Raw genomic sequence first — 26,874 nt, forward strand, 5'->3', positions numbered from 1 at the left:
CTTCCCGGGGCGAACTAGTGCCCCTGTTGCAACAGTTCAGCCGCACGCGCGGCGAAGTAAGTGAGGATGCCATCGGCGCCGGCGCGTTTGAAGGCGGTCAGCGATTCGAGGATCACCGCCTCGCTGAGCCAGCCGTTCTGGATCGCCGCCATGTGCATGGCGTACTCGCCGCTGACCTGGTAGACAAAGGTCGGCACGCGAAATTCCGCTTTGACCCGGTGCAGGATGTCGAGGTACGGCATGCCCGGCTTGACCATCACCATGTCGGCGCCTTCGGCGAGGTCGGTGGCCACTTCGTGGAGCGCCTCGTCGCTGTTCGCCGGGTCCATCTGGTAGCTGGCCTTGTTGGCCTTGCCGAGGTTGGCCGCCGAGCCGACCGCGTCGCGGAACGGCCCGTAGTAGGCGCTGGCGTACTTGGCCGAGTAGGCCATGATGCGCACGTTGCTGTGGTCGGCCAGTTCGAGCGCTTCGCGGATCGCCTGGATGCGGCCGTCCATCATGTCCGACGGGGCGACCACCTGGGCGCCGGCGGCGGCGTGCGACAGCGCCTGCTTGACCAGCGCGTCGACGGTGATGTCGTTCTGCACGTAGCCGTCGTCATCGAGGATGCCGTCCTGGCCGTGGGTGGTGAACGGGTCGAGGGCCACGTCGGCGATCACCCCCAGCTCCGGGAAGCGCGCACGCAGGGCACGGATCGCGCGCTGGGCGATGCCCTCCGGGTTCCACGCCTCGGCGCCGTCGAGGGACTTCTTGTCCAGCGGCGTGACCGGGAACAGCGCCAGCGCCGGAATGCCCAGCGCCACCCACTTCTCCGCCGCCTCGAGCAGCAGGTCGATCGACAGCCGCTCAACGCCCGGCATCGACGCCACTTCCTCGCGGCGGTTCTCGCCGTCGAGGACGAACACCGGCAGGATCAGGTCGTCGACGCTGAGGCGGCTCTCGCGCACCAAACGGCGGGAAAACTCATCACGACGGTTGCGGCGCAGGCGGGTGGCGGGGAACAGGCGGTTGGCGGGGGTAAAGCTCACGACAGACTCCAGGGCCCGCACGGGCGGGCGAGTGTGACAGTTATAGGCGGCCATTATGACGAAAGTATGAAGGTGGCGCCGCCGGTGCGACCGGAGGCCGCAGCCGCCGGCCTGCCGCGCTACCCCTGTCAGGTCGACCGCGTTCGCTAACCGCAAGTCACAGTTGTGTGCTTTGCCCTATTGGGCGGCGCGGGTTAGGCTGCGCGTTCATTTCGCTGCCCGCGCTGACGATGCTCCAACAATTCCTGCAGGACTTCGGCTATTTCGCCCTGTTTCTCGGCACCTTCTTCGAGGGCGAGACCATTCTGGTGCTGGCCGGCTTCCTGGCGTTCCGCGGTTACATGGACATCAACTGGGTGGTCGCCACGGCGTTCTTCGGCAGCTACGCCGGCGACCAGCTGTGGTACTACCTGGGTCGCCACAAGGGCCGCGAGATCCTCGCCCGCAAGCCGCGGTGGCAGGCCATGGGCGACAAGGCATTGCGCTACGTGCACAAGCACCCGGACCTGTGGGTGCTGAGCTTTCGCTTCGTCTACGGGCTGCGCACGGTGATGCCGGTGGCGATCGGTCTGTCCGGCTACCCACCGCTGCGCTACCTGATCCTCAACGGCATCGGCGCGATCGTCTGGGCGCTGGCCCTGGGCCTGGCCGCATTCCACTTCGGCACAGTGCTCGAGGGCGTGCTCGGCAACGTCAAGAAATACGAGCTGTGGGTGCTCGGAGGGCTGCTCGCGCTCGGCGCGGTGCTCTGGCTACGCCGCCGCCTGCGCACCGCCCGCGAAGCCGCCGCGGCCGAGCCCGGCGACGAGCAGCGCTAGGCCGCTGGCAGCGCCGCCCGACCGAGGCGCGGCAGGTACAGACCGAGCACGCTGAGCAGGCTGTACAGCGCCAGCAAGCTCCACGCCTCGCCGCCCGCCGGCAACCAGCCGGCCTGCTGCGCCCACCACAGCAGCGGAGCATTGAGCAGCAGACGCAGGCACTCCAGCCCGGCTGCCCACGGCCGGCGCTCCAGCCAGGTGCCGAGCACGTACAGGCCGAACGCCATCCAGCCCCAGCCGAGCAGCTGATCGGTCAGCGGCCAATTGCCGGCCACCCCCAGCAGGAAGGTGCCGGCGACCACGTAGAGGGCGAACTGCAGGGTCGCGTAGACCTTCGCCGCACGCCCCAGCGACACCTCGAATTTGACGAAGTTGGCCAGGTCCGACTTGGCCAACGGGTACTGCGCGGCGACGTCGGCCGGCCGCCAGCCGGTGCGCATGAACCAGATGCGCAGCTTGTCCCACCAGGAGCCGGCGCGCACCGCGTCCTGCCAGAGCACCGCATAGAACTGCAGGTTGGCCCACAGCGGGTTCCAGCTGCGCAGCGGGGTGGTCACTCCGAACACCACCGGCTCCTCGTCGAGCTCTTCCTGGAAGGTGCCGAACAGGCGGTCCCAGAGGATGAACACGCCGCCGTAGTTGCGATCCATATAGACAGGGTTCTGCGCATGGTGGACGCGATGATTGGACGGCGAGATGAACACCCACTCGAACCAGCCGAGTTTCGGCACGTGGCGAGTGTGCACCCAGAACTGATAGAGCAGGTTGAGCGAGGCCACGGTGAGGAACACCAGCGGCGGCACGCCGACCAGGGCCATCGGCAGGTAGAAGATCCAGCCGAACAGGAAGCCGGTGCTGGTCTGCCGCAGCGCCGTGCTGAGGTTGTACTCCTCGCTCTGGTGATGCACCGAATGCGCCGCCCACAGCACGTTGCGCTCGTGGCCGAGGCGGTGGTTCCAGTAGTAGCAGAAGTCGTAGAAGACGAAGGCGAACAGCCACACCCACAGATTGCTGGCGGACAGCTCGAATTGTCCCCAGTGCTGCCAGGCGAAGCTGTAGCTGAGCAGGCCGACCACCTTGGTCAGCAGGCCGCTGGTGGTCGACAGCACGCCGGCGCTGAGGCTGTTGATCGCGTCGGCCAGGCGGTAGGTGCGCATGCCGCGCCAGCGATCGGCGAGCAGCTCGAGGCCGATCAGCAGGAAGAAGAACGGAACTGCATAGAGGACGTAATTCATGGCTCACCACTGTCTGCACGCCGGATCGAAGTGCCGGTCTTGTCCCGGCGATTCTACGCCCGTCGCGCGCTGGCGCCGTGGTCACGGTATGCCAGGCCAAGGGGCATTTGGCGACATCCGCCGTGCCATGCGTGCTTGACCGCTACGCGCGGCAAATGCTCCAGTAGCGGCCTGCCCCGATTCTTTGGCGCCAGACCCCGCGCGGCGACCGTGCCCGCGCGCCCGGCGCGTTCCATGACCAGGAGTATTCCATGACCAAGAAAGTCGCAGTGATCCTGTCCGGCTGCGGCGTCTATGACGGCGCCGAAATCCACGAAAGCGTGATCGCCCTGCTGCGCCTCGACCAGCGCGGCGCCCAGGTGCAGTGCTTCGCGCCGAACATCGCCCAGCTGCACGTGATCAATCACCTGACGGGCGAGGAAATGCCGGAAAGCCGCAACGTGCTGGTCGAATCGGCACGCATCGCGCGCGGCAACATCAAGGACCTGCGCGAGGCCAAGGTCGAGGACTTCGACGCGCTGATCGTGCCCGGCGGCTTCGGTGCGGCGAAGAACCTCTCGGACTTCGCCGTCAACGGCGCCGACTGCACCGTGCAACCCGACGTGCTGGCGCTCGGCCAGGCGTTCGCCGCCGCCGGCAAGCCGGTCGGCCTGATCTGCATCGCCCCGTCGCTGGCCGCGCGCTTCTACGGCGAAGGCGTGCTGTGCACCATCGGCACCGACGCCGACACCGCCGCGGCGCTGGAACAGATGGGCGCCAGCCACGAGGAGTGCCTGGTCGGCGAGATCGTCGAGGACGCCCAGCGCAAGCTGGTCACCACCCCGGCCTACATGCTCGCCCAGTCGATCAGCGAGGCCGCTTCGGGGATCAACAAGCTGGTCGACCGGGTCCTCGAACTGGCCTCGGCCTGACCCGCTGCCTTGCCCGCTGCGCGCCGCGCAGCGGCACCCTGCCCCACACCCAGGCGCTGCCGACCATGTCCGAATCGTCCTTCGTGCTGACCGCCGAGCTGCAACAGGCGGTGAGCAGCTTCTTCCAACGCATTCCGTTCAACCAGGTGCTGGGCATCGAACTCGGCGAGCTGTCCAGCGAGCAGGTGACCATGCATCTGCCGATGAAGCCCGAGCTGATCGGCAACTTCGTCCACGGCATCCTGCACGGCGGGGTGATCTCCTCGCTGCTCGACGTCTGCGGCGGGGCGATGGCGCTGATCGGTGCCTTCGCCAATCACCAGAATCTGCCCAGTTCGGAACGCCTGATGCGGCTGTCCAAGCTCGGCACCATCGACCTGCGCATCGATTATCTGCGCCCCGGGCGCGGCCAGCGCTTCACCGCCACCGCACTGCCGCTGCGCTCCGGCAACAAGGTCGCGGTGGTGCGCATGGAGCTGCACAGCGACGACGGCACGCTGGTGGCGGTCGGCACCGGCACCTATCTGTGCGGTTGAGTCGCGTAACCGCCATCGCGGTCATGGACCGCTCCCACATACGCGCCCCTGCAGGAGCGGCCCATGGCCGCGAACCGCGCCCTACCCCGCGCCCTTGGCCAACCGGGTGAGGATGCGGTCCAGGGCGTTGGCGAAGGTCTGCTTGTCGCGTTCGCTGTAGGCGGCCTGACCACCGCCGACCTGGCCCTGTTCGCGCAGGTCGGTGAACAGGTTGCGCACCGCCAGGCGCTCACCCATGTTGCGCTCGTCGAACTCCTTGCCGCGCGGATCGAGCGCAGCCACGCCCTGCTTCACCAGACGGTCGGCCAACGGCACGTCGCTGCAGATCACCAGTTCACCTTGCACGGCGTGCTCGACCAGGTAATCGTCGGCGGCATCCGGGCCGCTCGGCACCACGATCAGGCGCACGCAGGCGAACGCCGGCTTGGTCTGGCTCTGCCCGGCCACCAGCACCACCTCGAAGCCGCGCTTGAGGGCGAACTTGACCACCTGATCCTTGGCCGCCTTGGGGCAGGCGTCGGCATCGATCCACACACGCATGGCACAACCTTCCGCACAAATGAAAACGGGCGGCCAGTCTGCAACTGGCCGCCCGTCGACTCAAGCCACGCGGCTCAGGCCGCTTCGGCGCGCTTGCGCTCGGCCAGCTTGCTGCGCCCGTAGAGCAGGATGATAGCCAGCAGGGCCAGCGCCTGCGCGCTCAGCGAGTAGGCATCGGGATGAATGCCCAGCCAGTCGAACTCGATGAACGGCACCGGGTGGGTGCCGAGCACGCCGGCTTCCTGCAGCGCCTTGATGCCGTGCCCGGCGAACACCACCGACAGGGCACAGAGCAGCCCGGCGTTGATGCTGAAGAACAGGCCGAGCGGCAACTTGGCCGAGCCGCGCAGGATCACCCAGGCCAGGCCGATCAGCAGCACCACCGCCACCCCGGCGCCGGCGAGCACCGCGCCGTGGCCGGCCGGGCCGGCCTGCAGCCAGAGGGTCTCGTAGAACAGGATGACCTCGAACAGTTCGCGGTACACCGAGAAGAACGCCAGCAAAGCGAAGCCGAAGCGCCCGCCGCCGCTGAGCAGGCTGCTCTTGATGTAGTCCTGCCAGGCCGCGGCATGCCGGCGATCGTGCATCCACACGCCGAGCCACAGCACCATCACCGCGGCGAACAGCGCGGTGCAGCCTTCCATCAGCTCGCGCTGCGCGCCACCGATGTTGAGGAAATAGGCGGCCACCGCCCAGGTGGCGAAGCCGGCGACCATCGCCAGACCCCAGCCGATGTGCACGCTGCGGGTCGCCGCTTCCTGGCCGGTGTTGCGCAGGAAGGCGAGGATCGCGGCGAGCACCAGGATCGCCTCCAGCCCTTCGCGGACCAGGATCAGCAGGCTGGAGATAAAGCTCAGCGACTGGCTCAGGCCATCGCCGCCGAGTAACTCGGCGGACGCCGCCAGCTTGGCCTTGGCGGTGGCCAGCAGCTGCGCCGCCTCATCGGCCGGACGGCCATCCTGCAGCGCCTGCCGGTAGGCCATCAGGGACTTCTCGGTGGTCTTGCGCAGCTCGGCGTCGACGTTGTCGAGCGAGCTCTCGACCAGCTCGAAGCCTTCCAGGTAGGCGGCCACCGAGAGGTCGTAGGCCTGCTCGTGGTCGCCGGCGCGGTAGGTCGCCAGGCTCTTGTCCAGGGTGCTGGCGGTGTAGTCGAGCAGCTGCTTCGGCCCGCGCTGCACCTGCGGCGGCTGGGCGCGCTGGGCACGGAACGCGGCGAGCGCCTCGCCGCCGTGGCTGGCGGCGATTTCCGCCGGGGTCTGACGGGCCAGTTCGGCGAGGTCGAAGCTCGCTCCCTTGGCCGCCGGATCGGCGCTGAAGCTGGCGATGTAGCTGGCCAGGTCCCAGCGCTGACGCTCGTCGAGCTGGTCGGCGAAGGCCGGCATGTCGGTGCCGTCGAGGCCCTGGCCGAGGGTGGCGAACAGGTCGTAGAGGCTCAGCTGGTCGAGCCGCGCGGCGGCGCGCAGATCGCCCGGTGGCGGTTCAAGGCCCATGCCGGCCGGGCCATCGCCGGCGCCCGCGTCGCCGTGGCAGACCGCGCAGTGCTGGGCATACAGCGGCGCGCCCCGCGTCGGATCGGGGGTGATCAGCGGCGCCTGGCTGACTTCATAGGCCGCCGCCAGCTGCGCGCTGAGCTGACGGGCCTGGCGCGCCACGGCCGCGGCGTCCTGATGCTGCTGGGCAGCCTGCTGCAGCGCGGCGAGGTCGCGCTGCAGCGCCGGCTGCTGCGGCGTGGCCGGCAACGCGGCGATCAGCCCGTGCAAGTCGTTGAGCACGGCGAGCTGGCGGCTGAGGCCATCCGCACCGGCGGTCACGGCCGCCGGGTAGTCAGCCGCGAAGTAGTCGAGGCGCAGCAGCGCCTGGGCGGCACGCTCCTGCGGCTCGGCGGCGAAGGCCAGGCTGCTGAGGGCGAAGAAGGCGAGGAACAGCGAAGGAAGGAACCGCGAAAGAGGGCGCATAAGCAAACGCAAATGAGAACAGATGAGCAGTAATTGTTATCTTCCTAACGAATTATCGCAACAGTCTGAAACAAATTGCCTGCCCCGCCGGCATGCCGGCGGAGCCCTCCAGCCTGCTCACGCCGCGGCGCGGCGCACCGTGGCGAGCAGCGCGGCGGCACCGACGAACAGCCCGGCGAAGGTGCGGTTCATGAGTCGCTGCTGACGCGGCGAACGCAGCGCGCGCAGCACCCGCGAGGCCAGGCCGGTGTAGCCGGCCATGACAATCAGGTCGACGCAGATCATCGTCACGCCAAGGATCAGGTACTGCGCCAGCAGCGGCGCGGCCGGGTCGATGAACTGCGGCAGCACCGCAAGCATGAAGACAATCGCCTTGGGGTTGCTGACGTTGACCAGGAAACCGCGCGCCACCAGGGTCAGCGGCCGGCCCACCGGGCGCGGCGCATCGGCGTGCATCTCGCCGGGAATGGCGCGCCACTGCTGGATCGCCAGGAACACCAGGTAGGCGACACCGAACCACTTGATCAGACTGAAGGCCATCGCCGAGGTGGCGAGCAGCGCGCCGACGCCGGCGGCGACGATGGCGATCTGCACGGCCAGGCCGATCTGCAATCCCAGGGCGTTCCAGTAGCCGCGCCAGAAGCCGTACTGCAGGCCGCAGGACATCGAGGCGATGGCCCCGGCGCCGGGCGACAGGCTGATCACCCAGCAGGCGACGAAGAAGGCGAGCCACGTATGCAGGGCCATTGGGGGTACCTCGGACAGCGGAACGAAAAAGGGGCAGGCCGCTAAGCCTACCCCTTGAACGTAACGCCGCACAGCCTCGTCGGTCAGTCCGGCGAGCCCTTGCGCAGTTTCACCGGCTCGACGTCTGGCTCCTGGTTACGGCGTGCCAGCGCGGTGCGCAGGCGGATGTTGATCGCCTCCACCGCCAGCGAGAAGGCCATGGCGAAGTAGACGTAACCCTTCGGCACGTGCACCTCGAAAGCCTCGGCGATCAGCACGGTACCGACCACGATGAGGAACGACAGGGCGAGCATCTTCAGCGACGGGTGCTTGTCGATGAACGCGCTGATGGTGCCGGCGGAGAGCATCATCACGGCCACCGAGATGACGATCGCGGCGACCATCACCGGCACGTTCTGCACCAGGCCGACCGCGGTGATCACCGAGTCGAGGGAGAACACGATGTCGATGATCGCGATCTGCACGATGATACCCATGAAGCCGGCTGCCTTGCCGCCGCTCTGCTGAGCTTCCTCGGCGCCTTCCAGACTGTGCCAGATCTCCATGGTGCTCTTGAACAGCAGGAACAGGCCGCCGAAGAACAGGATCAGGTCGCGTCCGGACACGCCGTGCTCGAACACCGTGAACAGGTCGGCGGTCAGGCGCATCACCCAGGTGATCGACAGCAGCAGCAGGATGCGCGTGCCCATCGCCAGGGCCAGGCCGAAGAAGCGCGCCTTCGGCTGCTGGGCCACCGGCAGGCGGCCGACCAGGATGGAGATGAAAATGATGTTGTCGATGCCGAGGACGATTTCCAGAGCAGTCAGTGTCAGGAAAGCAACCCAGAGTTGCGGGTCAGCGAGCCATTCCATGTTTTAGTTCTCGTTGGGTCGGTTGAAGGTAGGGAAATCCGGTCCGCGCCAGCGGCGCACAGCCTTCTGAAAGAACAGGCTGTTGGGAATCTGAATCAGCGCGCCAGCATTGCCTTCGCTGACATCGGCGAGCGTGGTGTAGAACAGGTTGATGCTGACCACCCGGCCCTTCACGCCGACCTTGTCGCCGCTCTCCACCACCTCGACCACATCGCCGAGGCGGAACGGGCCGAGGGCGAAGATCAGCACGGCGCAGAACAGGTTGGAGAGCACGCTCCAGATCGCGAAGAAGGCCACCGCGGCCACGGCGGCGAAGCCGGTCAGCGCGGTCCACAGCACTTCGGCGGAGACCCCGAGGCGCTCCAGCACGAGCATGAAGGCGCTGCCCATGATCAGCCAGCGCAAGCCGCCGCGCAGCGGCAACAGCAGCTCCTGCGGCAACTGCGGATAGCGCCCGCCGAGGCGGCTGATGCCACGCGTGACGAAGCGCTGCACCAGCCAGGCCAGCAGCAGGATCAGGATTACCTGGGCGGCTCGCAGCAGCGGCTCGCTCCAGGTCATGAGCAGTTGCAGGTCGTCCATTATTCGGTCGCCGCCAGCTGCTGCTGCAACGCTTCGAGCGTCTCCAGCGCTTCCAGCCAGGCCTCCTCCAGTTCGCCCTCGCGGCTTTTCAGGCGGCTTTGCTCGGCGAGCAGTTCACGCAGCTCGTCCTTGCGTGCCGCCTCGTACAGCGCACTGTCACCCAGCCGGGTTTCCAGGGTCGCCAGCTGCTGGTGCAGCATGCCGAGGTCCTGTTCTAGCTTGTCGGCCTGTTTCTTGTGCGGCGCCAGTTGCTGGCGTAGCGCGGCGGCGGCCTGGCGCTGGGCGCGCTTGTCGGTCTTGTCGGCGGCGCCGGGTGACGGCGCGCTGCTCGGCTGCTGGCGGCTGCGGTAGTCGATCAGCCAGCGTGCGTAGTCGTCGAGGTCGCCCTCGAACTCCACCACGCGGCCTTCGGCGACCAGCAGGAATTCATCGGTGGTGCTCTTCAGCAGGTGCCGATCGTGCGACACCACTAGCACCGCGCCAGCGAACTCCTGCAGGGCCATGGTCAGCGCCAGGCGCATCTCCAGGTCGAGGTGGTTGGTCGGTTCATCGAGCAGCAGCAGGTTGGGCTTTTCCCAGGCGATCAGCGCCAGAGCCAGGCGCGCCTTCTCACCACCGGAGAAATTCAGCACCGGCTCGTCGCAGCGCGGACCGCGGAAATCGAAGCCGCCAAGGAAGTCACGCAGGGTCTGCTCGCGCTCGGCCGGGGCGATGCGCTGCAGGTGCAGCAGCGGGCTGGCCTGGTCGTCGAGGGCGTCGAGCTGGTGCTGGGCGAAGTAGCCGATGGCGAGGTTCTCGCCGCGCTGCAGCCGGCCGCCGAGCGGCTCCAGCTCACCGGCGAGGGTCTTGATCAGGGTCGACTTGCCGGCGCCGTTGGGCCCCAGCAGGCCGATGCGCGCGCCGGGCGCGAGGCTCAGCTTGAGCTTGTCGAGCACCGTCTTGTCGCCATAGCCGAGACGCCCTTCACTCAGGCTGAGCAACGGTGTGGAGACCTTGTCCGACTCGCGAAAAGTGAAGTCGAACGGCGAATCGACATGCGCCGGGGCCAGTTCCTCGAGGCGCTCCAGCGCCTTGATGCGGCTCTGCGCCTGGCGGGCCTTGGTCGCCTGCGCCTTGAAACGGGCGATGTACTTTTCCATGTGCGCGCGCTGCGCCTGCTGCTTCTCGTAGGCGACCTGCTGCTGCGCCAGGCGCTCGGCGCGGGCGCGCTCGAAGGCGGAGTAGCCGCCGCGGTAGAGGGTCAGCTTGCGCTGCTCGAGGTGCGCCACATGGTTGACCACGCTGTCGAGGAAATCGCGGTCGTGGGAGATCAGCAGCAGCGTGCCGGGATAGCTCTTCAGCCAGTCCTCGAGCCACAGGATGGCGTCGAGGTCGAGGTGGTTGGTCGGCTCGTCGAGCAGCAACAGCTCGGACGGGCACATCAGCGCCTGCGCCAGGTTCAGACGCATACGCCAGCCACCGGAGAAGTCGCCGACGCGACGATCCATCTGCTCGTGGCTGAAGCCCAGCCCGGCGAGCAGCTTGCGCGCGCGTGCATCGGCACTGTAGCCGTCGACGCTGTCCAGCTCGGCATGCAGGCGCGCCACCGCGCTGCCGTCGTGCGCCGCCTCGGCGCTGGCCAGCTCGGCCTGCACGCGGCGCAGCGCCAGGTCGCCGTCGAGCACATAGTCGACCGCCAGGCGCTCGAGCGTGTCGATCTCCTGGCGCATGTGGGCGATGCGCCAATCGGCGGGCAGTTGGCAATCACCGGCGTCGGGGCCCAGCTCACCGCGCAGCAGGGCGAACAGGCTGGATTTGCCGGCGCCGTTGGCGCCAATCAGGCCAACTTTCTGGCCGGCGTGCAGGGTCAGCTCGGCGCCTTCGAGAAGACGCTGCGGGCCACGCTGTAATGTGAGATTTTGCAGTCGGATCATAATGGCGGCGGAGTCTATCAGCTTCCCTGCCCTATCGCCCGGACCGCCCCATGCCTTCTGACCTGTGGAGTTTTGCCATTCATTTCTACGAACGCGACGGCGTCGAGTCGGCGTGCCTGCAATTGCAGGAAGCCGGTGCGGATGTCTGCCTGCTGTTGGCCGGCGCCTGGCTGAGCCAACGCGAAGTGGCGTGCAGCCCGGCCCGCGCGGAACAGTTGCAGGAGATTGCCGAGCCCTGGCAGCGCACGGTGATCGCACCACTGCGTGCGACCCGCCAGGCCTGGCGCGCGGCGAGCGAGTCGGATGCGGGTTTGCACGGTTTGCGCGAACAGCTCAAGGCCCTAGAACTGGCCGCCGAGCGTCAGCTGCTGTTGCAGCTGGAAAGCACGACGCAACCCTGGCCAAGCGATGCGGCCAGTGGGACAGACGATTGGCTGAAGGTGCTGGCCGGAGCGGCCGGAGAACAACAGTGCGCCGCGCTGCAGACGCTGCGCGGCGCACTGGGACTGGCTTAGGACGCGCTGTTTGGCGCGACGCTGCCGTTGGCGCTGCTGGCGGCCGGCGCCGCCGGTGCCGGAACGGCCGGTGTGGCAGGCGTTGCTGCCGGTGCCACCGGCGTCGGCTTGGCGGCGACCGCCGGCTTGGCTGCCGGCTTCTTCACCGCTGGTTTCGCAGCGGGCTTGGCGGCGGGCTTGCTGGCCGGTTTGGCCGCGGCGGGCTTCGCCGCCGGCTTGGCCGCAACCGGTTTGCTTGCGGGCTTCACCGCAGTCGGTTTGCTGGCCGGTTTCGCGGCCGCAGGTTTGGCGGCAGGCTTCGCGGCGACTGGCTTGCTGGCTGGCTTCGCGGCCGGTTTGGCGGCTGGTTTGCTCGCCGCTTTCGCGGCTACCGGTTTGGCGACAGGCTTCGCTGCCGGTTTCGCCGCAGGCTTGGCGGCAGCCTTGGCCACCGGTTTCGCCGGGGCTTTGGCCGCGGCGGGCTTGCTCGCCGGTTTAGCCGGTGCTTTGGCAGCCGGTTTAACCGACGCAGGTTTGGCCGCGGGCTTGCTCGCAGCCGGCTTGGCGGCGGCCGCTTTCGCGGCAGGTTTCGCTGCTGGCTTGGCAGCTGGCTTAGCCACCGGCTTGCTCGCCGCGGCCTTGGCCACCGGTTTCGCCGCAGGCTTGGCGGCGGGTTTCGCGGCCGCTTTCACCGCCGGTTTGGCGGCCGGCTTTTTCGCCACTGGTTTGGCAGCCGCTGGCTTCACTGCGGCGCGACTGGCCAGTGCCTTGCCCACTGCTTCACGCACCTTGCCCACGCCTTGCGCCAACTTCAGACTTTCCTGAGCGTCACGCTTGAGCTGAGCGATGTAGTTGCGAGTCTCCGCCTGGCGGGCCTTCAGTTCGTCGAGCAGGTCTTCCAGCTCGCCGACTACTTGCTTGGCCTTGGCTTGTGCCTTGGACTTGCCGGCCTTGGCCGCGTCCTGCACCTTGCTGCGCGACTTGTGCAGTTTCTCCTGCGCCTTGCCGCGTTGCTTCTCCAGTTTGGTCAGCAGCTTTTCAGCATCGACCAGCGCCTGGGAGCAGGCATTTTGCAGATGCTCGAGCAGGCTGCCCGAGAGTTGTTGGAGCAGATGCAAAGGGGTGGACACGGCTTTCTTATTGGACGACATGACTGCCTCCTGGCGGACATTGGTGCGCCAGATACTAGACCGCCGACTGCCGGGTCGCCAACTCCGGCGCATCGCGCTGGCATAATCGCCGCCACATCGCCCCTCGAGAAGTTGCCATGCGCCGTCCTCTGCTCCTCTGCCTTGCCCTCTTCGCCCCGCTGCTGCAGGCCGCCGATGAGCCGCGCGATCTGGCCTACAGCCTCGGCGCCAGACTGGGCGAACGCCTGCAGCACGAAGTGCCCGACCTGCCGCTCGACGAGCTGATCGCCGGCCTGCGCGCGGCCTATCGCGGCGAGGCGCTGCGCCTCGACGAACAGCGCATCGAGCAACTGCTCAGCACTCACGAAGCACAGCTCGAACGCGCCCAGCATGACGCCAGCCGCGACCAGGCGCAGGCCGCCGAGCGACGTTTTCTGGCCAACGAAAAAGCCAAACCCGGGGTGCGTGAACTGGCGGGCGGCGTGCTGCGCAGCGAACTCCGCGCCGGCCAAGGCGCCACGCCGACTGCGAACAGTCGGGTGCAGGTGCGTTATGTAGGATGGTTGGCGGACGGCAGCCAGTTCGATGCCAGCGAAGCACCGCAATGGTTCCGCCTGGACAGCGTGATCGCCGGCTGGCGCACTGCGCTACAGGAGATGCCACGCGGGGCCAAATGGCGGGTGGTGATCCCCTCGGCCCAGGCTTACGGCGCGGAAGGCGCAGGCGATCTGATTCCGCCCTATGCGCCCTTGGTATTCGAGATCGAGTTGCTCGAGGTCGGCAAGTGAGCGGCGCGCTTACTGCGCGACCGCCACGCCATCCTTGTGCGATTTGTGCAGCACTTCGATCAGGCAGTCTTCCAGCTCGAAACGCTCGTGCAGCAACTGACCGAGGCGCTTCAATTCGGCGCTCACCGTCAAGTTGTCGCGGCAGTCGCCGTTGTCGAATCGGTCGTTGAAGGCCAGCGCGGCTTCGGTGATGGCTTCGATGCGCGGGTAGATCTGCTTGGCCAGTTCCAGGCCGCGCTGATCGCCGAAGGCCTTGGCCTCGCCATTCAACTGTTCGTAGACCTCGAAGTGCCCAGCCGACACATAGTCCACCAGCAACTCGCAGAAATGCTGATGCAGTTCGTTGGTCGATGACTGGGAGTTCTGTTGCAGGGCAGCATAGGATTTGACCAGGTCCTGGCGTTCTTGCAGCCAGCGGTCGATCAACTGGTTGACCCCACCCCAACGCTCTTGGGCGTTCTGACAACTCTCGAGCATGATGACCTCTCTTCCCTCATCGATAGTGCTGTTGTACGTCCGCTCCGAGACGCTTTTCTGTCATTCGGTGCTGAAGTCATGGGAAGGCCCCGCAAAACGGCGAGTTTCCGGCGGGACGTGCAGGCCAGAGTATGCCCGCCGGCTATCCGCTTCAAGGCATCATGGCGAAAAAGTTCATACGTACGTTTGACCCCTATACCGCATGCCGCCTGAGCTGCAGCAGAGTGCCAGCATTCCGGCAGACACCCCGTAAACGCCGCGCCGCAGGGCCTGCGCCGGAATTCAGGCGCGCCGCAGCAACTGGAACAGGGCGAACAAAATCATCGCGGCGAAGGCCAGCAGACTCCACTCGGGGATGCTCAGGCCGAACAGCGTCCAGGTCACTTCCGCGCAGTCGGCGGTGCCGTGCAGGAACAACCGCACGATCTCCTGCAGTGGCAGTGCATCCATCATGTATTCCAGGCTCGGCAGGCAGGACGGCAACTGATCGGCCGGCACGCTCTGCAACCAGACCTGACGGCCGGCGGTGGCCGCGCCCGCGGCGGCGCTGAGCAGCGCCAGGCTGGCATACACGCGCTGGCCGGTGCGTGCCGGGCCATGCACGGCGGCGATCAGGCAGAACAGGCCGAAGGCGATCACGCAGATGCGCTGCACGATGCACAGCGGGCAGGGCTTCAGGCCGACCGCATGCTCGAGGTAGAGGGCCACGCCCATCAACGCCAGGCAACCGAGGAAACCGAGAAGGAACAGGGAACGCGGACGGGCCAGCGACATGACATCTCCGAAGCAGGCTGGAAAAGGTGGTTACGGTAGAGGAAACGGCGCGGCGCTTACAAGCTGCATGGCGCCGGCCAGGCCGCCCTGTGCCGCAGCGCAGGGCGGTGCGGCGCGCCGCTAGACGCGCGCCGGTAGCGGCTGCGGCAGGCTGTGCAGCGGCTGGCCGAGCAGGCTCAGGCCGTCTTCGAACAGCTGGTGACTGCGCGAGGTTTCGCCGAGCTGGGCGAGCAGACGCGCCAATTCGACGCAGGTCTGCGGCGTGCGCGCCAGGCTCAGACTGCCCTCGAAATACTCGCGCGCCTTGCCCCACAGCTGGTTCTGCTGACTCAGCCGGCCGAGCGCGAGCAGCAGCTCGGCATCCTGCGGATGCGCCGCCAACCAGCCTTCGGCGGTCTGCAGCTGGCGCGCCGGATCGCTACCGCGCACCTGACCGTAGAGATTCACCAGGCGCGGCTCGTACTGCTGCTTGAGGCTCTTGCGCAGCAGCTCCTCGGCCTCTTCCTGGGCGCCCACGCGCTGCAGCTGGCGGGCATAGGCGGCGACCAGTTCGGGGTCCTGACGACGCTGACTGGAGAGCTGCTGCCAGGCCTGCGACAGCGGCTGCAGCGCAGTTTCACCGGCGTTCAGCCCATCCTCGCCGGCCTGTTCCAGACGAGCCGCCCAGGCGCGCCGCTCGAGACCGAGTAGCTCGTCTTCCGGCAGCACTTTGTGCTTGCGCAGCTCAGGCAGCAGGCCGAGCAGTGCCGGCCAATCGCCGCGCTGCTGCAACAGGAACTGCAACTGGCGCAGCACCTGGTGGTGCTGCGGATAGCGTTCGCGCATCGCCGTCAGGGTGTCCAGCGCCGCATCCAGTTCGCCGCGGCCCTGCTGCAGCTCGGCATGCGCCAGGGCGACAGCCAGCTCGGCCTGCGGCTGACGCTCCAGGGCGCGCTCGAGCAGTGCATCGCTCTCCGCGTACTCGCCGAGTTTCTGCGCCGCGCGCGCCGCGCCGAGGTAGTAGATCAGCGGCTGGGCGTCGTCCTCGGCGGCCCGTTTGAGGTGCCGCAGGGCGCGCGCCCAGTGACCTTCGGCGAGGTCGAGCAGACCCTGCTCGGAGGCCAGCCGCGCGCGCCGGCTGCGGTTGCGCCGCGACCAGGGATTGACCACGCCACCGGACACGAACACCAGGCGCAGCAGCAGGCGAACCAGGAACAGCACCAGCCAGAGCACCGCGAGCACGGCGAGGAACGCCCACAGGCTCGACTCGTAGCGGAAGCCCTTGAAGGCGATCAGCACATAGCCGGCGTGCTCGGCAAACGCCCAGGCCAGCCCGGCGACCACGGCGGCGACCAGCAGCACGATCAGCAGCACACGCACGCGGGTCCGGAGCATCATGGCTGGGCACCCTCAGCAGCTGCCGCCGGGGCGGGCGGCACGGCCTGATTGCGGGCCGCCTGGCGCCGGCTGATGTAGGCCTGCACTGCGCTCAGCGAATTGCCGAGGTCCGGCAACTCGACGGCGACCGGCCGCTCGAGCAGCTCGCCGATGCGCGCGCTGAGCGCCTGACTGTCCGGGTTGTCGCGATTGAAGCTGCTCTCCAGCACGTCGCGGGCCTGGCCCAGCGCCTGCCGATAGACCGCTTCCTGGCCATTCAGCGCCGCCCACTGCGCCTGCTCCAAGGCCAGGGTGAGTGCCAGACGCACCTGGGTCAGGCCCTGGCCGGCGAGCAGCGGACGGACATTCTGGTCGGCGTTGAAGTCGATGCGGATGTAGTGCGACAGCGCTTCCCACCACTGCGCCCAGCGGCTGCTGCCGTCGCCGTCGGCGGTCAGGCTGAAGTGGCCATCGCCCTGGCCGACGAAGGCCGGCGCCAGGCTGTTGAGCTGGGCGGCCTGGGCGCGCAGCGCACCGAGCTGCAGGTACAGGCCGGTGCGATCCACGTCGGACAGACCGCGCAGAGATACCAGGCTCTTGGCCAGTTGCTCGCGCGCGGCGAAGGTCGCCGGGTCGTCCTGATCGCGCAGGATGTCGTCGGCGCCCTGCACCAGCACGGTCGCGCTGTTGATGTCCTGCAACGCCGACAGGCGCAGGCTGGCCAGGCGCAGCAGGTGTTCGGCTTCGGCCAGGCGCCAGTCCTGGCGGCTGGCGCCAAGCACGGTTTCCAAGCGACGCCCGAGTACCTGCTGATCACCCTGCAGCTGCGCCACCAGGCGGCGGCGCTCTTCCAATTCCTCGGCGCTGGGCAACTGGCCGAGCTGCTGCGCCAGCGCCTGCTCGCGCTCAGCGAGCGACTGCGCCTGGCTGCGCGTGTCATTGAGCACGCCCACCTGCTGCTGGTCGTGCTGCTGCAGCTGACGCACCTGCCACAGGCCCCAACCGGCTGCGCCGGCGGCGGCCGCGGCGAGCAGCACGGCGAGCAGCGCCAAACCATTGCCGCGGCGCGCCACGGTGGGTTCGCTGGCCGGCGCTTCGGGAAGCAGTTGCTTGTCGTCCTGGGGGAAGGTTGCTTCTTCGCTCACGTATCCGTCCTTTGCATCAGAGGGCCGCCGCGGGATACGCCCGCAAGGCCGCCAGCAGGGCCGCGGCGCTGGCACCGCGGCAATCCACAACAATCTGCGCCCCGGCCGCGCGCGCCAGGTCGGCAACCCGCGGGCTGGGTACGAACAAGGGTAGTCGGGCCAGCTCCGGCCAGCGCTCGGCGGACAGCTCGCGCAGGTGCTCGAAACCCTGTCCACTGCTGACCACTAGGCCGTTCAGCCGTTCACTGTGCACCTGCGCCGCCAGGGCGCCGGGCGCATGGGGCGGCAGCGCGCGGCGGTAGAGTGGGAGATAGTCGACCGTCGCGCCTTGGCCGCGCAGCCGCTCGGCGAGGAATTCTCGGCCACCCTCGCCGCGCAGGATCAGCACCCGCGGAGCCGGGACCGCCAGGGCCTGTTGCAGGCGCGGCAGGGTGAGCAGCGCCTCGCTGTCATCGCCGTCGGCTGGCCAGTGCACGTCGAGGCCGTAGTCGTCGAGCAATTGCCCGGTGGCAGCGCCAACGCTGAACCAGGCCTGGCGCGCCGGCGGCTGCGGCCAGTAGCGGTCGAGCAGTTCAAGGCCGAGGCGCGCGGCCGACTTGCTGACCACGATCACCGCCTGGTAGCGATCCAGGTCGAGGATCACGGCGCGCTGTTCGGGCGTTTCCGCCAGCGGCTGAATAGCGAGCAGCGGCAGGCTGCTGGAGAACACGCCCTGTTCGGCGAGGCTGGCGGCCAGCGCCGCGCACTCCTCGGCCGGGCGCGTCAGCAGCAGGCGCCACTCGCTCACGGGTGGCCGGCCTCGCCGTACACCGCCTTGAGGATCGCCTCGGCGCCCTGCGCGAGCAGCGCTTCGGCGACCGTGACACCGAGTGCTTCAGCCTGGCTCGCCGGCGCGCTGGCTTCGGCGCGCAGCAACTGGCCGCCATCCGGCTGACCGACCAGGCCGCGCAGCCACAGCTGCTCGCCCTGCAGCTCGGCGTAGCAGGCGATCGGCACCTGGCAGCCGCCATTCAGGCGCTTGTTCAGTGCGCGTTCGGCGGTCACCCGCAATGCGGTCTCGCGGTGGTGCAGCGGCGCCAGCAGGGCGTGGATCTCGCTGTCGGCGCTGCGGCACTCGATGCCGACTGCGCCCTGGCCACCGGCCGGCAGGCTGTCGGCGACGCTGATCGCGTCGCGGATGCGCGCTTCGAAACCGAGGCGGATCAGGCCGGCGGCGGCGAGGATGATCGCGTCGTAGTCACCGGCGTCCAGCTTGGCCAGGCGGGTGTTGACGTTGCCGCGCAGGAACTGGATTTTCAGGTCGGGGCGCTGGGCCAGCAGCTGCGCCTGGCGACGCAGGCTGGAGGTGCCGACCACGCTGCCGGCCGGCAGTGCGGCGAGGCTGGCGTAGGTGTTGGAGACGAACGCGTCGCGCGGATCTTCGCGCTCGCAGATGCAGTACAGGCCAAGGCCGGCGGGGAAGTCCATCGGCACATCCTTCATCGAATGCACGGCGATATCCGCCTCGTTGTCCAGCAACGCGGTTTCCAGTTCCTTGACGAACAGGCCTTTGCCGCCGATTTTCGCCAGCGGCGCGTCGAGCAATTTGTCGCCACGACTGACCATCGGCACCAGGCTGACGCGCAGTCCCGGGTGCGCCTGCTCGAGGCGCGCCTTGACGAATTCGGCCTGCCACAGGGCCAGGGCACTTTTGCGGGTGGCGATACGGATTTCGCGGGAAGACATGACGGCACTCGACGAACAGGGAATGCCCGAATGATAACAGGCCCGGCCGGGGAGCTCCGCCCCGGCGGCGCAGGGCGGCAATCGTGCTCAGGTGCTCAGAGCGCGTTCATCAACTTGCGCACGCCGGCGACATGGCGGCGGCTGACGGTCAGCGCCTCACCGTTCATACCTTTCAAGAACAGCTGGAAATGTCCGAGCGGCGTGCGCTGCAGGCGCTCGATGCGTTCGCGGGCGACCAGCGCGTTGCGGTGGATGCGCACGAAGCGGTCGCCGAACTCGTCTTCCAGGGCTTTCAGCGGCTCGTCGAGCAGCACCTCGCCGCCTTCGTGGCGCAGGGTTACGTACTTGTGGTCGGCGATGAAGAAGATCACCTGGTCCAGCGGCACCAGCTCGATGCCTTTGCGGGTGCGCGCACTGATGTGGCTGCGCGGGCCGCTGCCGGCCTCGGCGGCCGGGCGGGTCAGCGCCGCCAGTTGCACGCGGTTGGGCCGCTCGGCGTTCTTCAGCGCTTCGGCAAGGTTCTCCGCGCGCACCGGCTTGACCAGGTAGCCGACCGCGCTGACCTTGAAGGCATCGAGGGCAAATTCGTCGTGGGCGGTACAGAAGATCACCGCCGGCGGCGCTTCGCGTTCACACAACTTGGCCGCGACCTGCAAACCGTCGAGGCCGGGCATGCGGATGTCCAGCAGGACGACATCCGGTTTCAAACTGTCGATCAGGGTCAACGCTTCTTCGCCATTGCTGGCGCCGGGCTCGAGGACACGGTATCCGTCGAGCTCGCCAACCATACGGCTGAGGCGCTCGCGGGCCAGCGGTTCATCATCAGCGATCAGGACATTCATAGTGCTCTGGCTTCCTGCGTGAGTCTCGCACAAGGATAGCGTAGACAGGTGTAGTGGCGGCCGTCACGGCGATCCACGCTGAGACTCGCGCGGGGACCAAAAAGTGCCGCAAGGCGCCCATCGATATTGGTCAGCCCCTGACGCGTACCGCGCGACGGTTGCGCACTGCCGTCGCCGTCGTAGGGATTGCTGACGCACAGCTGGAACACGCCGTCGCGGTAGTCGGCCTCGATGCGTACCAGGCCGCCTTCGATGCGCGGCTGCACACCATGGATCAAGGCGTTCTCCAGCAACGGCTGGAGGGTCAGCTGGGGGATCGGCAGGTCGCTCGGCACGCCGTCGATGTGCCATTCCAACTGCAGGCGTTCGCCGAGGCGGTACTGCTCGATCGACAGGTAGCGGCGGCTCAGTTCCAATTCTTCCCCCCAGGTCACCAGGCTGCCGGGTTTGGCCAGGCTGGCGCGGAACAGGTCGGACAGGTCGAGCACCGCCTGCTCGGCCTTGACCGGGTCGACCGGCACCAGGCTGGCGATGCTGTTCAGACTATTGAAGAGAAAGTGCGGCTTGATGCGGGCCTGCAGCGACTCGATGCGGGCTTTCAACTCGGCCTGCTGCTGACGCCGCCACTGGCTCTGCAGATAAAAGTAGCGCAACAAAATCGCCGAGATGATCAGACTGACCACGCCGTGGCGCAGATAGAGCTCCAATTGGCCACCGCCGGACAGCGGGCCGCCGAGGTCGTAGCGGTCGGCGACCGCGGTGCAACCGAGTGTCAGGGCGACCACCACCAGGCAGCACAGCGGCCCGGAATAGGCCGCACGCCAGCGCGACAGCCAGGGACGCAGGCGGCACAGCAGGCCGGCCGAGAGCAGCACGATCCACTGCACGAACAGCGAGGTCAGCGCCAGGCGCTGCCAGTTGAAGCCGCCGGCCAGCGGCTCGGCAAGCACCAGCGCGAGGACCAGCAGCTCGGCGAGCAGGACCAGCACCAGCAGCGCCTCGGCGGCGCACAGCTCAGGCAGGAAGAAGTCATCGGCTGGCGTCACCACGCTTCGCTCGTTGAAGTTGAACCAGTCGATGCGCATTCGCAGCGTTTCCACCATCGGCAAAGAAGAGGGCCGGCAAAGGGCCACGATTGTTGCAATGAAAGCACTGATCGGAATAACTGCACCAGAATTCGCGCACAACCTGAAAACTTCGCCTCGCCCGGCCCCGGGACGACAAAGGGTCGCGCCGCCTGCGCCGGCGAGCCTGCTATCATCGGCACCTTTCATCCGCCATGCTGGCCGCCGCCGCGGCCTGCCCGTCAGCCGAGCGAATCCATGAGCAGCGAAAAAACCAACCAGTCCTGGGGCGGCCGCTTCAGCGAGCCCGTCGACGCCTTCGTCGCCCGCTTCACCGCCTCCGTCGATTTCGACAAGCGCCTGTACCGTCACGACATCATGGGCTCGATCGCCCACGCGAGCATGCTCGCCCAGGTCGGCGTGCTGACCCAGGAAGAGCGCGACACCATCGAGGCCGGGCTGAAGCTGATCCAGAGCGAGATCGAGGCCGGCACCTTCGACTGGCGCGTCGACCTGGAAGACGTGCACATGAACATCGAGGCGCGCCTCACCGACCGCATCGGCGTGACCGGCAAGAAGCTGCACACCGGCCGTTCGCGCAACGACCAGGTGGCCACCGACATCCGCCTGTGGCTGCGCGACGAGATCGACCTGATCCTCGCCGAGATCACCCGCCTGCAGCAGGGCCTGCTCGGCCTCGCCGAAGCGGAAGCGGACACCATCATGCCCGGTTTCACCCACCTGCAGACCGCCCAGCCGGTGACCTTCGGCCACCACCTGCTGGCCTGGTTCGAGATGCTGACCCGCGACCATGAGCGCCTGGTCGACTGCCGCAAGCGGGTCAACCGCATGCCGCTCGGCTCGGCCGCGCTGGCCGGCACCACCTACCCGATCCAGCGCGAGATCACCGCGCAACTGCTCGGCTTCGACCAGGTCGGCGGCAACTCGCTGGACGGCGTGTCCGATCGCGACTTCGCCATCGAATTCTGTGCCGCCGCCTCACTGGCGATGATGCACCTGTCGCGCTTCTCCGAAGAGCTGGTGCTGTGGACCTCGGCGCAGTTCCAGTTCATCGACCTGCCCGACCGCTTCTGCACCGGCTCCTCGATCATGCCGCAGAAGAAGAACCCCGACGTGCCGGAGTTGGTGCGCGGCAAGAGCGGCCGGGTGTTCGGCGCGCTGATGGGCCTGCTGACCCTGATGAAGGGCCAGCCGCTGGCCTATAACAAGGACAACCAGGAAGACAAGGAACCGCTGTTCGACGCCGCCGACACCCTGCGCGACAGCCTGCGCGCCTTCGCCGACATGGTTCCGGCAATCAAGCCCAAGCGCGAGATCATGCGCGAAGCGGCGCGCCGTGGCTTCTCCACCGCCACGGATCTCGCCGACTACCTGGTGCGCAAGGGTCTGCCGTTCCGCGACTGCCACGAGATCGTCGGCCATGCAGTGAAGTACGGCGTCGACAGCGGCAAGGACCTGGCCGAGATGAGCCTCGCCGAGCTGCGCCAGTTCAGCGACCAGATCGACGACGACGTGTTCGCCGTGCTGACCCTGGAAGGCTCGGTCAACGCCCGCGACCATATCGGCGGCACCGCGCCGAACCAGGTGCGCGCCGCGGTGGCGCGCGGCCAGGCGCTGCTGGCTGGGCGCTAAGCGCGACCGGAAGCACCGCCCCTCACCCCAACCCTCTCCCGCAGGGAGAGGGAGTTGCTCCGCGCGAGCACCTGCCCCCAGGCTGCCCGCCACTCCGATCCAGTCCCCTCTCCCCCTGGGAGAGGGCTAGGGTGAGGGGACCCGGCTTCGCCACCCTCTAGGATTCTCCATGGCATTACACATCCGCCCCGCCACCGTCGACGACGCCGCGCTGATCCTGCGCTTCATCACCGACCTGGCGATCTACGAAAAAGCCGAGCATGAGGTGCAGACCGATGTCGCCGGCATCGAAGCCAGCCTGTTCGGCGCCACCAGCAGCACCCGCGCGCTGATCTGCGAGCAGGACGGCGTGGCGATCGGCTACGCCGTGTACTTCTTCAACTACTCGACCTGGCTGGGCAAGCACGGCCTGTACCTGGAAGACCTCTACGTCGACCCGGCCCACCGCAAGTGCGGCGCCGGCAAGGCGCTGCTCCGCCACCTGGCGCAGACCGCCGTCGAACGCGGCTGTGGCCGATTCGAGTGGGCGGTGCTGGACTGGAACACCCCGGCTATCGACTTCTACGAATCCTTCGGCGCCCGCCCGCAGGATGAATGGACCACCTACCGCCTGACCGGCCAGGCGCTGCTCGACTTCGCCGCCGGCCGCTGACCCTGGAGCCCACCATGAACCCAGTCGACGACCACGACGACGAAGACTTCGCCGAATCCACCCTGACCCAGGCCATCGAGAACCAGCTTGAGGCCGGCAGCCCGGCCGCCGTGCAGGCCACCCTGAACAAGCTGACCCTGGTCGGCTACCCGCGCGAGGAGAGCCTGCACCTGATGGCCCTGGTGCTCGCCGACGAGATTGACGCCATGCTGCGCGACGACCGACCGTTCGACACCGCGCGCTACGAGGACAACCTGCGCGCGCTGCCCAGCCTGCCCGGCGACGAACCCGCCAGCGACAGCTGAGTCCCGCGCCAGAGCGGGCGCCACGCACGTCCATCGGCGCAGGCAAATAAAGCTGCGCCGGCGGCGGGCGGCGTCGCTACACTGCAGGCAGGCGCGCACGCGCCACTCCCGCCGCCGGCGTTGCCCGGCGGCGCAGAACAACAAGCAGTCTGGAGTCGTTTATGGCCTACACCCCCGAGCTGATCGCCGAGCTGGAAATCCTCGCGCTATACAACCTGGACAACACCCAGGAAGGTCTCAAGGTGCACAACAACGCCTCAAACAAGGCTCAGGCAGCCATCATGCGCCTGCACGACAAAGGCCTGGTCACCCAGGCAGACGGTGGCTATCTGACCAGCCTGGGTCTGGACGCCGCCGAACACGCGCAAGCCCTACTGACCATCCTCGCCACCGAAACCAGCCATTCAAGCTAAGCCGCGTTAGTGCCGATACAGGGAGCGCAGTCCCGCTGATAGGCTGTGCTCCCCGGAATTGATCGACACCGCCATGACGCGCAGCGAAGAAATCCGCCCCGACCTCGACGACGGCATCGACCGCAAGGTGCTGGCGCAGTTGCGTGCGCGCTTCCTCAGCGTCAACCAGGGCCGCCTGCTGCGCGCCCAGCAGGCGCTGTCGACCCGTCAGCAGCTGGTGCTGCGCCTGCTGCCGCTGCTGTTTCACGTCAACCACCCGCTGCTACCCGGTTACGTCTCGGCCGCCACCCCGGCCGGGCTGTGCGGTTTCGAGCCGGACGAGGCACTGCTCGCCGAGGTGCAGCGGCTGACCCGCTCGTTCGCCTACAAGCCGCAGCGCGGCCACGGCCTCGGCGGCCGCCCGGCGATGCCAATCCACGGCCTGTTCCTGATGGGCAGCCTGGGCACCGTGGCGCAGGCCGAGCAGAGCGACATGGACCTGTGGGTCTGCCACGACCCGCAGCTGTCTGCCGCGGCGCTCGTCGAACTGCAGCGCAAGTGCGCACTGCTGGAAGCCTGGGCGGCGACCCAGGGCGCCGAGGTGCACTGCTTCCTGGTCGACCCGGCGCGCTTCACCGCCGGCGCCCGCGAGGCACGGCTGACCTCCGACGACTGCGGCACCACCCAGCATTACCTGCTGCTCGACGAGTTCTACCGCACGGCGATCTGGCTCGGCGGGCGCACCCCGCTGTGGTGGCTGGTGCCGGTGTACGAGGAAGCGCGCTACGCCGAGTACACCGAGGCGCTGCTGTCGCGCCGCTACATCCGCGCCCAGGAGGTGCTCGACCTCGGCCACCTGGCGCAGATTCCCCCCGAGGAATTCCTCGGCGCCGGCATGTGGCAGCTGTTCAAGGGCATCGAGTCGCCCTACAAGTCGGTGCTCAAGCTGCTGCTGACCGAGGTCTACGCCAGCGAGCACCCGCAGGTGCAGTGCCTGTCGCTGCGCTTCAAGCAGGCGGTGTTCGCCAACCGCCTCGACCTCGACGAGCTCGACCCCTACGTGATGGTCTACCGGCGTCTCGAGGAATACCTCGCCGAGCGCGGCGAGAGCGAGCGTCTCGAGCTGATCCGCCGCTGCCTGTACCTGAAGGTCGGCAAGAAACTCAGCCACCCGCCGCGCAACCGGCGCAAGAGCTGGCAGCGCCTGCTGCTCGAGCGACTCACCGAAGCCTGGCACTGGACCCCGCGGCACCTCGCGCAACTCGATAGCCGCAGCCAGTGGAAGGTCCGTCAGGTTGGCAGCGAGCGGCGCATGTTGGTCAACGAGCTGACGTACAGCTACCGCTTCCTGTCCCAGTTCGCCCGCCGCGAACAGGTCGCCAGCTCGCTCAACAGCCGCGATCTCGGCGTGCTCGGTCGGCGCCTGTACGCGGCGTTCGAGCGCAAGGCCGGCAAGGTCGAATTCATCAACCCGGGGATCGCCCCGGACCTCGCCGAAGACAACCTGACCCTGGTCCACTGCCCGAGCGCCGACAACCCGCGCGACAGCCAGTGGGCGCTGTTCCCCGGCAACCTGACCGGCCAGGAATGGCAGGACTTCGCCCCGCTCAAACGCAGCCGGGTGCTCAGCGACCTGCTCGCCTGGTGCCACCGCAACGGGGTGATCGACGCCAGCACGCGCCTGGCCCTGCACCCCGGCACCAGTGACCTCGGCGAGTTCGAACTGAGCAACCTGCTCGGCAGCCTGCAGCAGGCCTTCCCGCTGCCGCTGGCCAGCGTCGAGGAAAACGCCCTGCTGCAGGCCGCCGCGCCGCGCGAAGTGCTGTTGCTGGTCAACGTCGGCCTCGACCCGCTCAAGCAGCACAGCCAGATGAATGTGCACATGACCAGCGGGCGCACCGACTCGCTGGGCTACTCCGGGGTGCGCGAGAACCTGGTGCAGACCGTCGACCAGATCAGCCTGAACAGCTGGAACGAGCTGCTGGTCAGCCGCTACGACGGGCCCAACGCGGTGCTCGACTGCCTGCGCGACTACCTCAACAGCCTGCCGCCCGGCGGCCCGCTGCCGAACCTGCGGGTGCGCTGCTTCTGCCGCAACCGTGCGCCGGCGATCGCCGAACGGGTCGAGGCGCTGTTCCGCGACGTGCTCGAGCATTTCCTCGACGGCCGCGGCGGCCGCCACCTGGTGCAGGTGCGTCAGCAGTACCACGTGCTCGACCTGCAGCCCGGCCAGGTGCGCCACGCCGCACTGGCCGACCTGCCGGCGCTGCTCGACTACCTCGGCGAGACTCGCCCGGCATTCAGCCCGCTGCACCTCGACCGGCACGCCCTGGAAGGCGACGACCTGGCGCTGATCCTGCCGCTCGGGCGCACCGACTGCGTGCAGGTGTTCTACCGCCTGCACGGCGATCAGGCTGAGCTGACCGTGCTCGACGAGCACAACGCGCTGTGGCGCCAGCGCCTGCCGTTCCATGACGAGCAGAGCCTGCTCACCCCGCTGCATCGTTTCCTCGAATCGCTGCTCTACCGGCGCAACGCCAGCCTGACCCTGGACGCGCCGGCCGAGCTGAACGCGCTGGAAATTCGCTACTACCAGATTCTCCCGCCGGCACCGGCACGCGCCCAGTCACTGGAGCGCCGCGAACCGCCGGAAGCGGCGATCAGCCATCCGTTCTACGACGTCCAGGCCATTCTTGAACCGGGCGCCAATGGTCGCCTTCAGGTCACCCTGTACTGCAACCATCGGGAATTTTCCGAGCTGGAATATGGTGCCGGCCTGTACCGCGCGGTGGCCCGGCACATCCTCGAGCAGCGCAGCGGCAGCGCACGCTACCCCTGCTACCTCACCGACCTCGACCTCTCGCAGGTGCTCGGCGACGGCCGCCTGCAGAGCACCCAGTACCTGCGCTACAAGGCCAAGCTGGAAGCGGCGCTGAACCAAGCGCTGCAGAGCGCTTAGCG

General features: G+C 67.9%; 27 protein-coding genes. 10 read left to right on the top strand and 17 right to left on the bottom strand.

Annotation, left to right across the window (positions count from 1 at the left end; translation table 11 throughout):
• Positions 1–14 precede the first annotated feature (14 nt).
• Positions 15–1,028, bottom strand: a complete 1,014-nt coding sequence (gene hemB / locus JQX08_RS21195) for a porphobilinogen synthase (protein ID WP_205350440.1) — start codon at positions 1,026–1,028, stop codon at positions 15–17.
• 230 nt (positions 1,029–1,258) lie between these two features.
• Between hemB and JQX08_RS21200 the strand changes: the two genes are divergently transcribed.
• Positions 1,259–1,846 (top strand): DedA family protein, encoded by a 588-nt coding sequence (locus JQX08_RS21200; protein WP_205350441.1) that lies wholly within the window; start codon positions 1,259–1,261, stop codon positions 1,844–1,846.
• On the opposite strand, the gene JQX08_RS21205 is transcribed toward JQX08_RS21200, so the two are convergent.
• Entirely contained in the window at positions 1,843–3,081 is a 1,239-nt protein-coding gene (locus JQX08_RS21205; RefSeq protein ID WP_205350442.1) for a sterol desaturase family protein, read from the bottom strand. The two genes, JQX08_RS21200 and JQX08_RS21205, sit on opposite strands and share 4 nt — an antisense overlap.
• Positions 3,082–3,332: 251 nt before the next feature.
• Between JQX08_RS21205 and elbB the strand changes: the two genes are divergently transcribed.
• The gene (elbB, locus tag JQX08_RS21210) at positions 3,333–3,992 is read left to right on the top strand and encodes an isoprenoid biosynthesis glyoxalase ElbB (protein ID WP_205350443.1); all 660 of its coding nucleotides are present in this window, start codon (positions 3,333–3,335) and stop codon (positions 3,990–3,992) included.
• 65 nt (positions 3,993–4,057) lie between these two features.
• The gene (locus JQX08_RS21215) at positions 4,058–4,528 is read left to right on the top strand and encodes a thioesterase family protein (RefSeq protein ID WP_205350444.1); all 471 of its coding nucleotides are present in this window, start codon (positions 4,058–4,060) and stop codon (positions 4,526–4,528) included.
• An 81-nt stretch (positions 4,529–4,609) separates the two neighbouring features.
• Here JQX08_RS21215 and JQX08_RS21220 read toward each other — a convergent pair whose 3' ends face one another.
• From JQX08_RS21220 to JQX08_RS21245, 6 genes are all read right to left on the bottom strand, one after another.
• Positions 4,610–5,068 (bottom strand): YaiI/YqxD family protein, encoded by a 459-nt coding sequence (locus JQX08_RS21220; RefSeq protein ID WP_205350445.1) that lies wholly within the window; start codon positions 5,066–5,068, stop codon positions 4,610–4,612.
• A 74-nt stretch (positions 5,069–5,142) separates the two neighbouring features.
• Entirely contained in the window at positions 5,143–7,023 is a 1,881-nt protein-coding gene (locus JQX08_RS21225) for an FTR1 family protein (RefSeq protein ID WP_205350446.1), read from the bottom strand.
• Positions 7,024–7,140: 117 nt separating this feature from the next.
• Positions 7,141–7,770 carry a homoserine/homoserine lactone efflux protein gene (gene rhtB / locus JQX08_RS21230; RefSeq protein WP_205350447.1) on the bottom strand — a complete coding sequence of 210 codons (630 nt, stop codon included), beginning with the start codon at positions 7,768–7,770 and terminating at the stop codon, positions 7,141–7,143.
• Between the two features lie 83 nt (positions 7,771–7,853).
• Entirely contained in the window at positions 7,854–8,621 is a 768-nt protein-coding gene (locus JQX08_RS21235) for a TerC family protein (RefSeq protein ID WP_205350448.1), read from the bottom strand.
• 3 nt (positions 8,622–8,624) lie between these two features.
• Positions 8,625–9,203, bottom strand: a complete 579-nt coding sequence (locus JQX08_RS21240) for a mechanosensitive ion channel family protein (protein ID WP_205350449.1) — start codon at positions 9,201–9,203, stop codon at positions 8,625–8,627.
• On the bottom strand, positions 9,203–11,116 hold the full coding sequence (locus JQX08_RS21245) for an ATP-binding cassette domain-containing protein (protein WP_205350450.1): 1,914 nt from the start codon (positions 11,114–11,116) through the stop codon (positions 9,203–9,205). Before JQX08_RS21245 ends, JQX08_RS21240 begins: the two co-directional genes overlap by 1 nt.
• Before the next feature lie 50 nt (positions 11,117–11,166).
• Between JQX08_RS21245 and JQX08_RS21250 the strand changes: the two genes are divergently transcribed.
• Complete coding sequence (locus tag JQX08_RS21250) at positions 11,167–11,631, top strand: TIGR02444 family protein (protein WP_205350451.1); 465 nt, start codon at positions 11,167–11,169, stop codon at positions 11,629–11,631.
• Here the strand turns inward: JQX08_RS21250 and JQX08_RS21255 are convergent.
• Positions 11,628–12,761 (bottom strand): AlgP family protein, encoded by a 1,134-nt coding sequence (locus JQX08_RS21255; RefSeq protein ID WP_205350573.1) that lies wholly within the window; start codon positions 12,759–12,761, stop codon positions 11,628–11,630. The two genes, JQX08_RS21250 and JQX08_RS21255, sit on opposite strands and share 4 nt — an antisense overlap.
• A 116-nt stretch (positions 12,762–12,877) precedes the next feature.
• Between JQX08_RS21255 and JQX08_RS21260 the strand changes: the two genes are divergently transcribed.
• A complete protein-coding gene (locus JQX08_RS21260; protein WP_205350452.1) occupies positions 12,878–13,528 on the top strand; it encodes an FKBP-type peptidyl-prolyl cis-trans isomerase in 651 nt (216 codons plus the stop codon).
• Between the two features lie 9 nt (positions 13,529–13,537).
• On the opposite strand, the gene rsd is transcribed toward JQX08_RS21260, so the two are convergent.
• The 8 genes from rsd to JQX08_RS21300 all read right to left on the bottom strand — a co-directional run bounded on the left by rsd (position 13,538) and on the right by JQX08_RS21300 (position 20,932).
• Positions 13,538–14,005 carry a sigma D regulator gene (rsd, locus tag JQX08_RS21265; RefSeq protein ID WP_205350453.1) on the bottom strand — a complete coding sequence of 156 codons (468 nt, stop codon included), beginning with the start codon at positions 14,003–14,005 and terminating at the stop codon, positions 13,538–13,540.
• Between the two features lie 282 nt (positions 14,006–14,287).
• Entirely contained in the window at positions 14,288–14,779 is a 492-nt protein-coding gene (locus JQX08_RS21270; RefSeq protein WP_205350454.1) for a disulfide bond formation protein B, read from the bottom strand.
• Positions 14,780–14,899: 120 nt separating this feature from the next.
• Positions 14,900–16,156, bottom strand: coding sequence for a heme biosynthesis HemY N-terminal domain-containing protein (locus JQX08_RS21275; RefSeq protein WP_205350455.1), 1,257 nt, complete (start codon positions 16,154–16,156; stop codon positions 14,900–14,902).
• Complete coding sequence (locus JQX08_RS21280) at positions 16,153–17,280, bottom strand: uroporphyrinogen-III C-methyltransferase (RefSeq protein ID WP_205350456.1); 1,128 nt, start codon at positions 17,278–17,280, stop codon at positions 16,153–16,155. Before JQX08_RS21280 ends, JQX08_RS21275 begins: the two co-directional genes overlap by 4 nt.
• A gap of 16 nt (positions 17,281–17,296) precedes the next feature.
• Positions 17,297–18,067: a uroporphyrinogen-III synthase gene (locus tag JQX08_RS21285; protein ID WP_205350457.1), complete on the bottom strand. Its 771-nt coding sequence runs from the start codon at positions 18,065–18,067 to the stop codon at positions 17,297–17,299.
• On the bottom strand, positions 18,064–19,005 hold the full coding sequence (gene hemC, locus JQX08_RS21290; protein WP_205350458.1) for a hydroxymethylbilane synthase: 942 nt from the start codon (positions 19,003–19,005) through the stop codon (positions 18,064–18,066). The genes JQX08_RS21285 and hemC overlap by 4 nt, the downstream gene beginning before the upstream one ends.
• Positions 19,006–19,100: 95 nt before the next feature.
• Positions 19,101–19,847, bottom strand: coding sequence for a LytR/AlgR family response regulator transcription factor (locus tag JQX08_RS21295; protein WP_205350459.1), 747 nt, complete (start codon positions 19,845–19,847; stop codon positions 19,101–19,103).
• Positions 19,844–20,932 carry a sensor histidine kinase gene (locus tag JQX08_RS21300; RefSeq protein WP_205350460.1) on the bottom strand — a complete coding sequence of 363 codons (1,089 nt, stop codon included), beginning with the start codon at positions 20,930–20,932 and terminating at the stop codon, positions 19,844–19,846. The genes JQX08_RS21295 and JQX08_RS21300 overlap by 4 nt, the downstream gene beginning before the upstream one ends.
• Before the next feature lie 237 nt (positions 20,933–21,169).
• Here JQX08_RS21300 and argH point away from each other — a divergent pair, with 237 nt between their 5' ends.
• From argH to JQX08_RS21325, 5 genes are all read left to right on the top strand, one after another.
• Positions 21,170–22,564 carry an argininosuccinate lyase gene (gene argH, locus JQX08_RS21305; protein ID WP_205350461.1) on the top strand — a complete coding sequence of 465 codons (1,395 nt, stop codon included), beginning with the start codon at positions 21,170–21,172 and terminating at the stop codon, positions 22,562–22,564.
• A 169-nt stretch (positions 22,565–22,733) separates the two neighbouring features.
• Entirely contained in the window at positions 22,734–23,216 is a 483-nt protein-coding gene (locus JQX08_RS21310) for a GNAT family N-acetyltransferase (RefSeq protein WP_205350462.1), read from the top strand.
• A 14-nt stretch (positions 23,217–23,230) separates the two neighbouring features.
• Positions 23,231–23,521: a hypothetical protein gene (locus JQX08_RS21315; protein ID WP_205350463.1), complete on the top strand. Its 291-nt coding sequence runs from the start codon at positions 23,231–23,233 to the stop codon at positions 23,519–23,521.
• Between the two features lie 161 nt (positions 23,522–23,682).
• Entirely contained in the window at positions 23,683–23,934 is a 252-nt protein-coding gene (locus JQX08_RS21320) for a TIGR02647 family protein (protein WP_205350464.1), read from the top strand.
• Between the two features lie 73 nt (positions 23,935–24,007).
• Positions 24,008–26,872: a class I adenylate cyclase gene (locus tag JQX08_RS21325; protein ID WP_205350465.1), complete on the top strand. Its 2,865-nt coding sequence runs from the start codon at positions 24,008–24,010 to the stop codon at positions 26,870–26,872.
• Positions 26,873–26,874 lie beyond the last annotated feature (2 nt).

Source organism: Zestomonas insulae (genome assembly GCF_016901015.1).
Taxonomy (GTDB): Bacteria; Pseudomonadota; Gammaproteobacteria; order Pseudomonadales; family Pseudomonadaceae; genus Aquipseudomonas; species Aquipseudomonas insulae.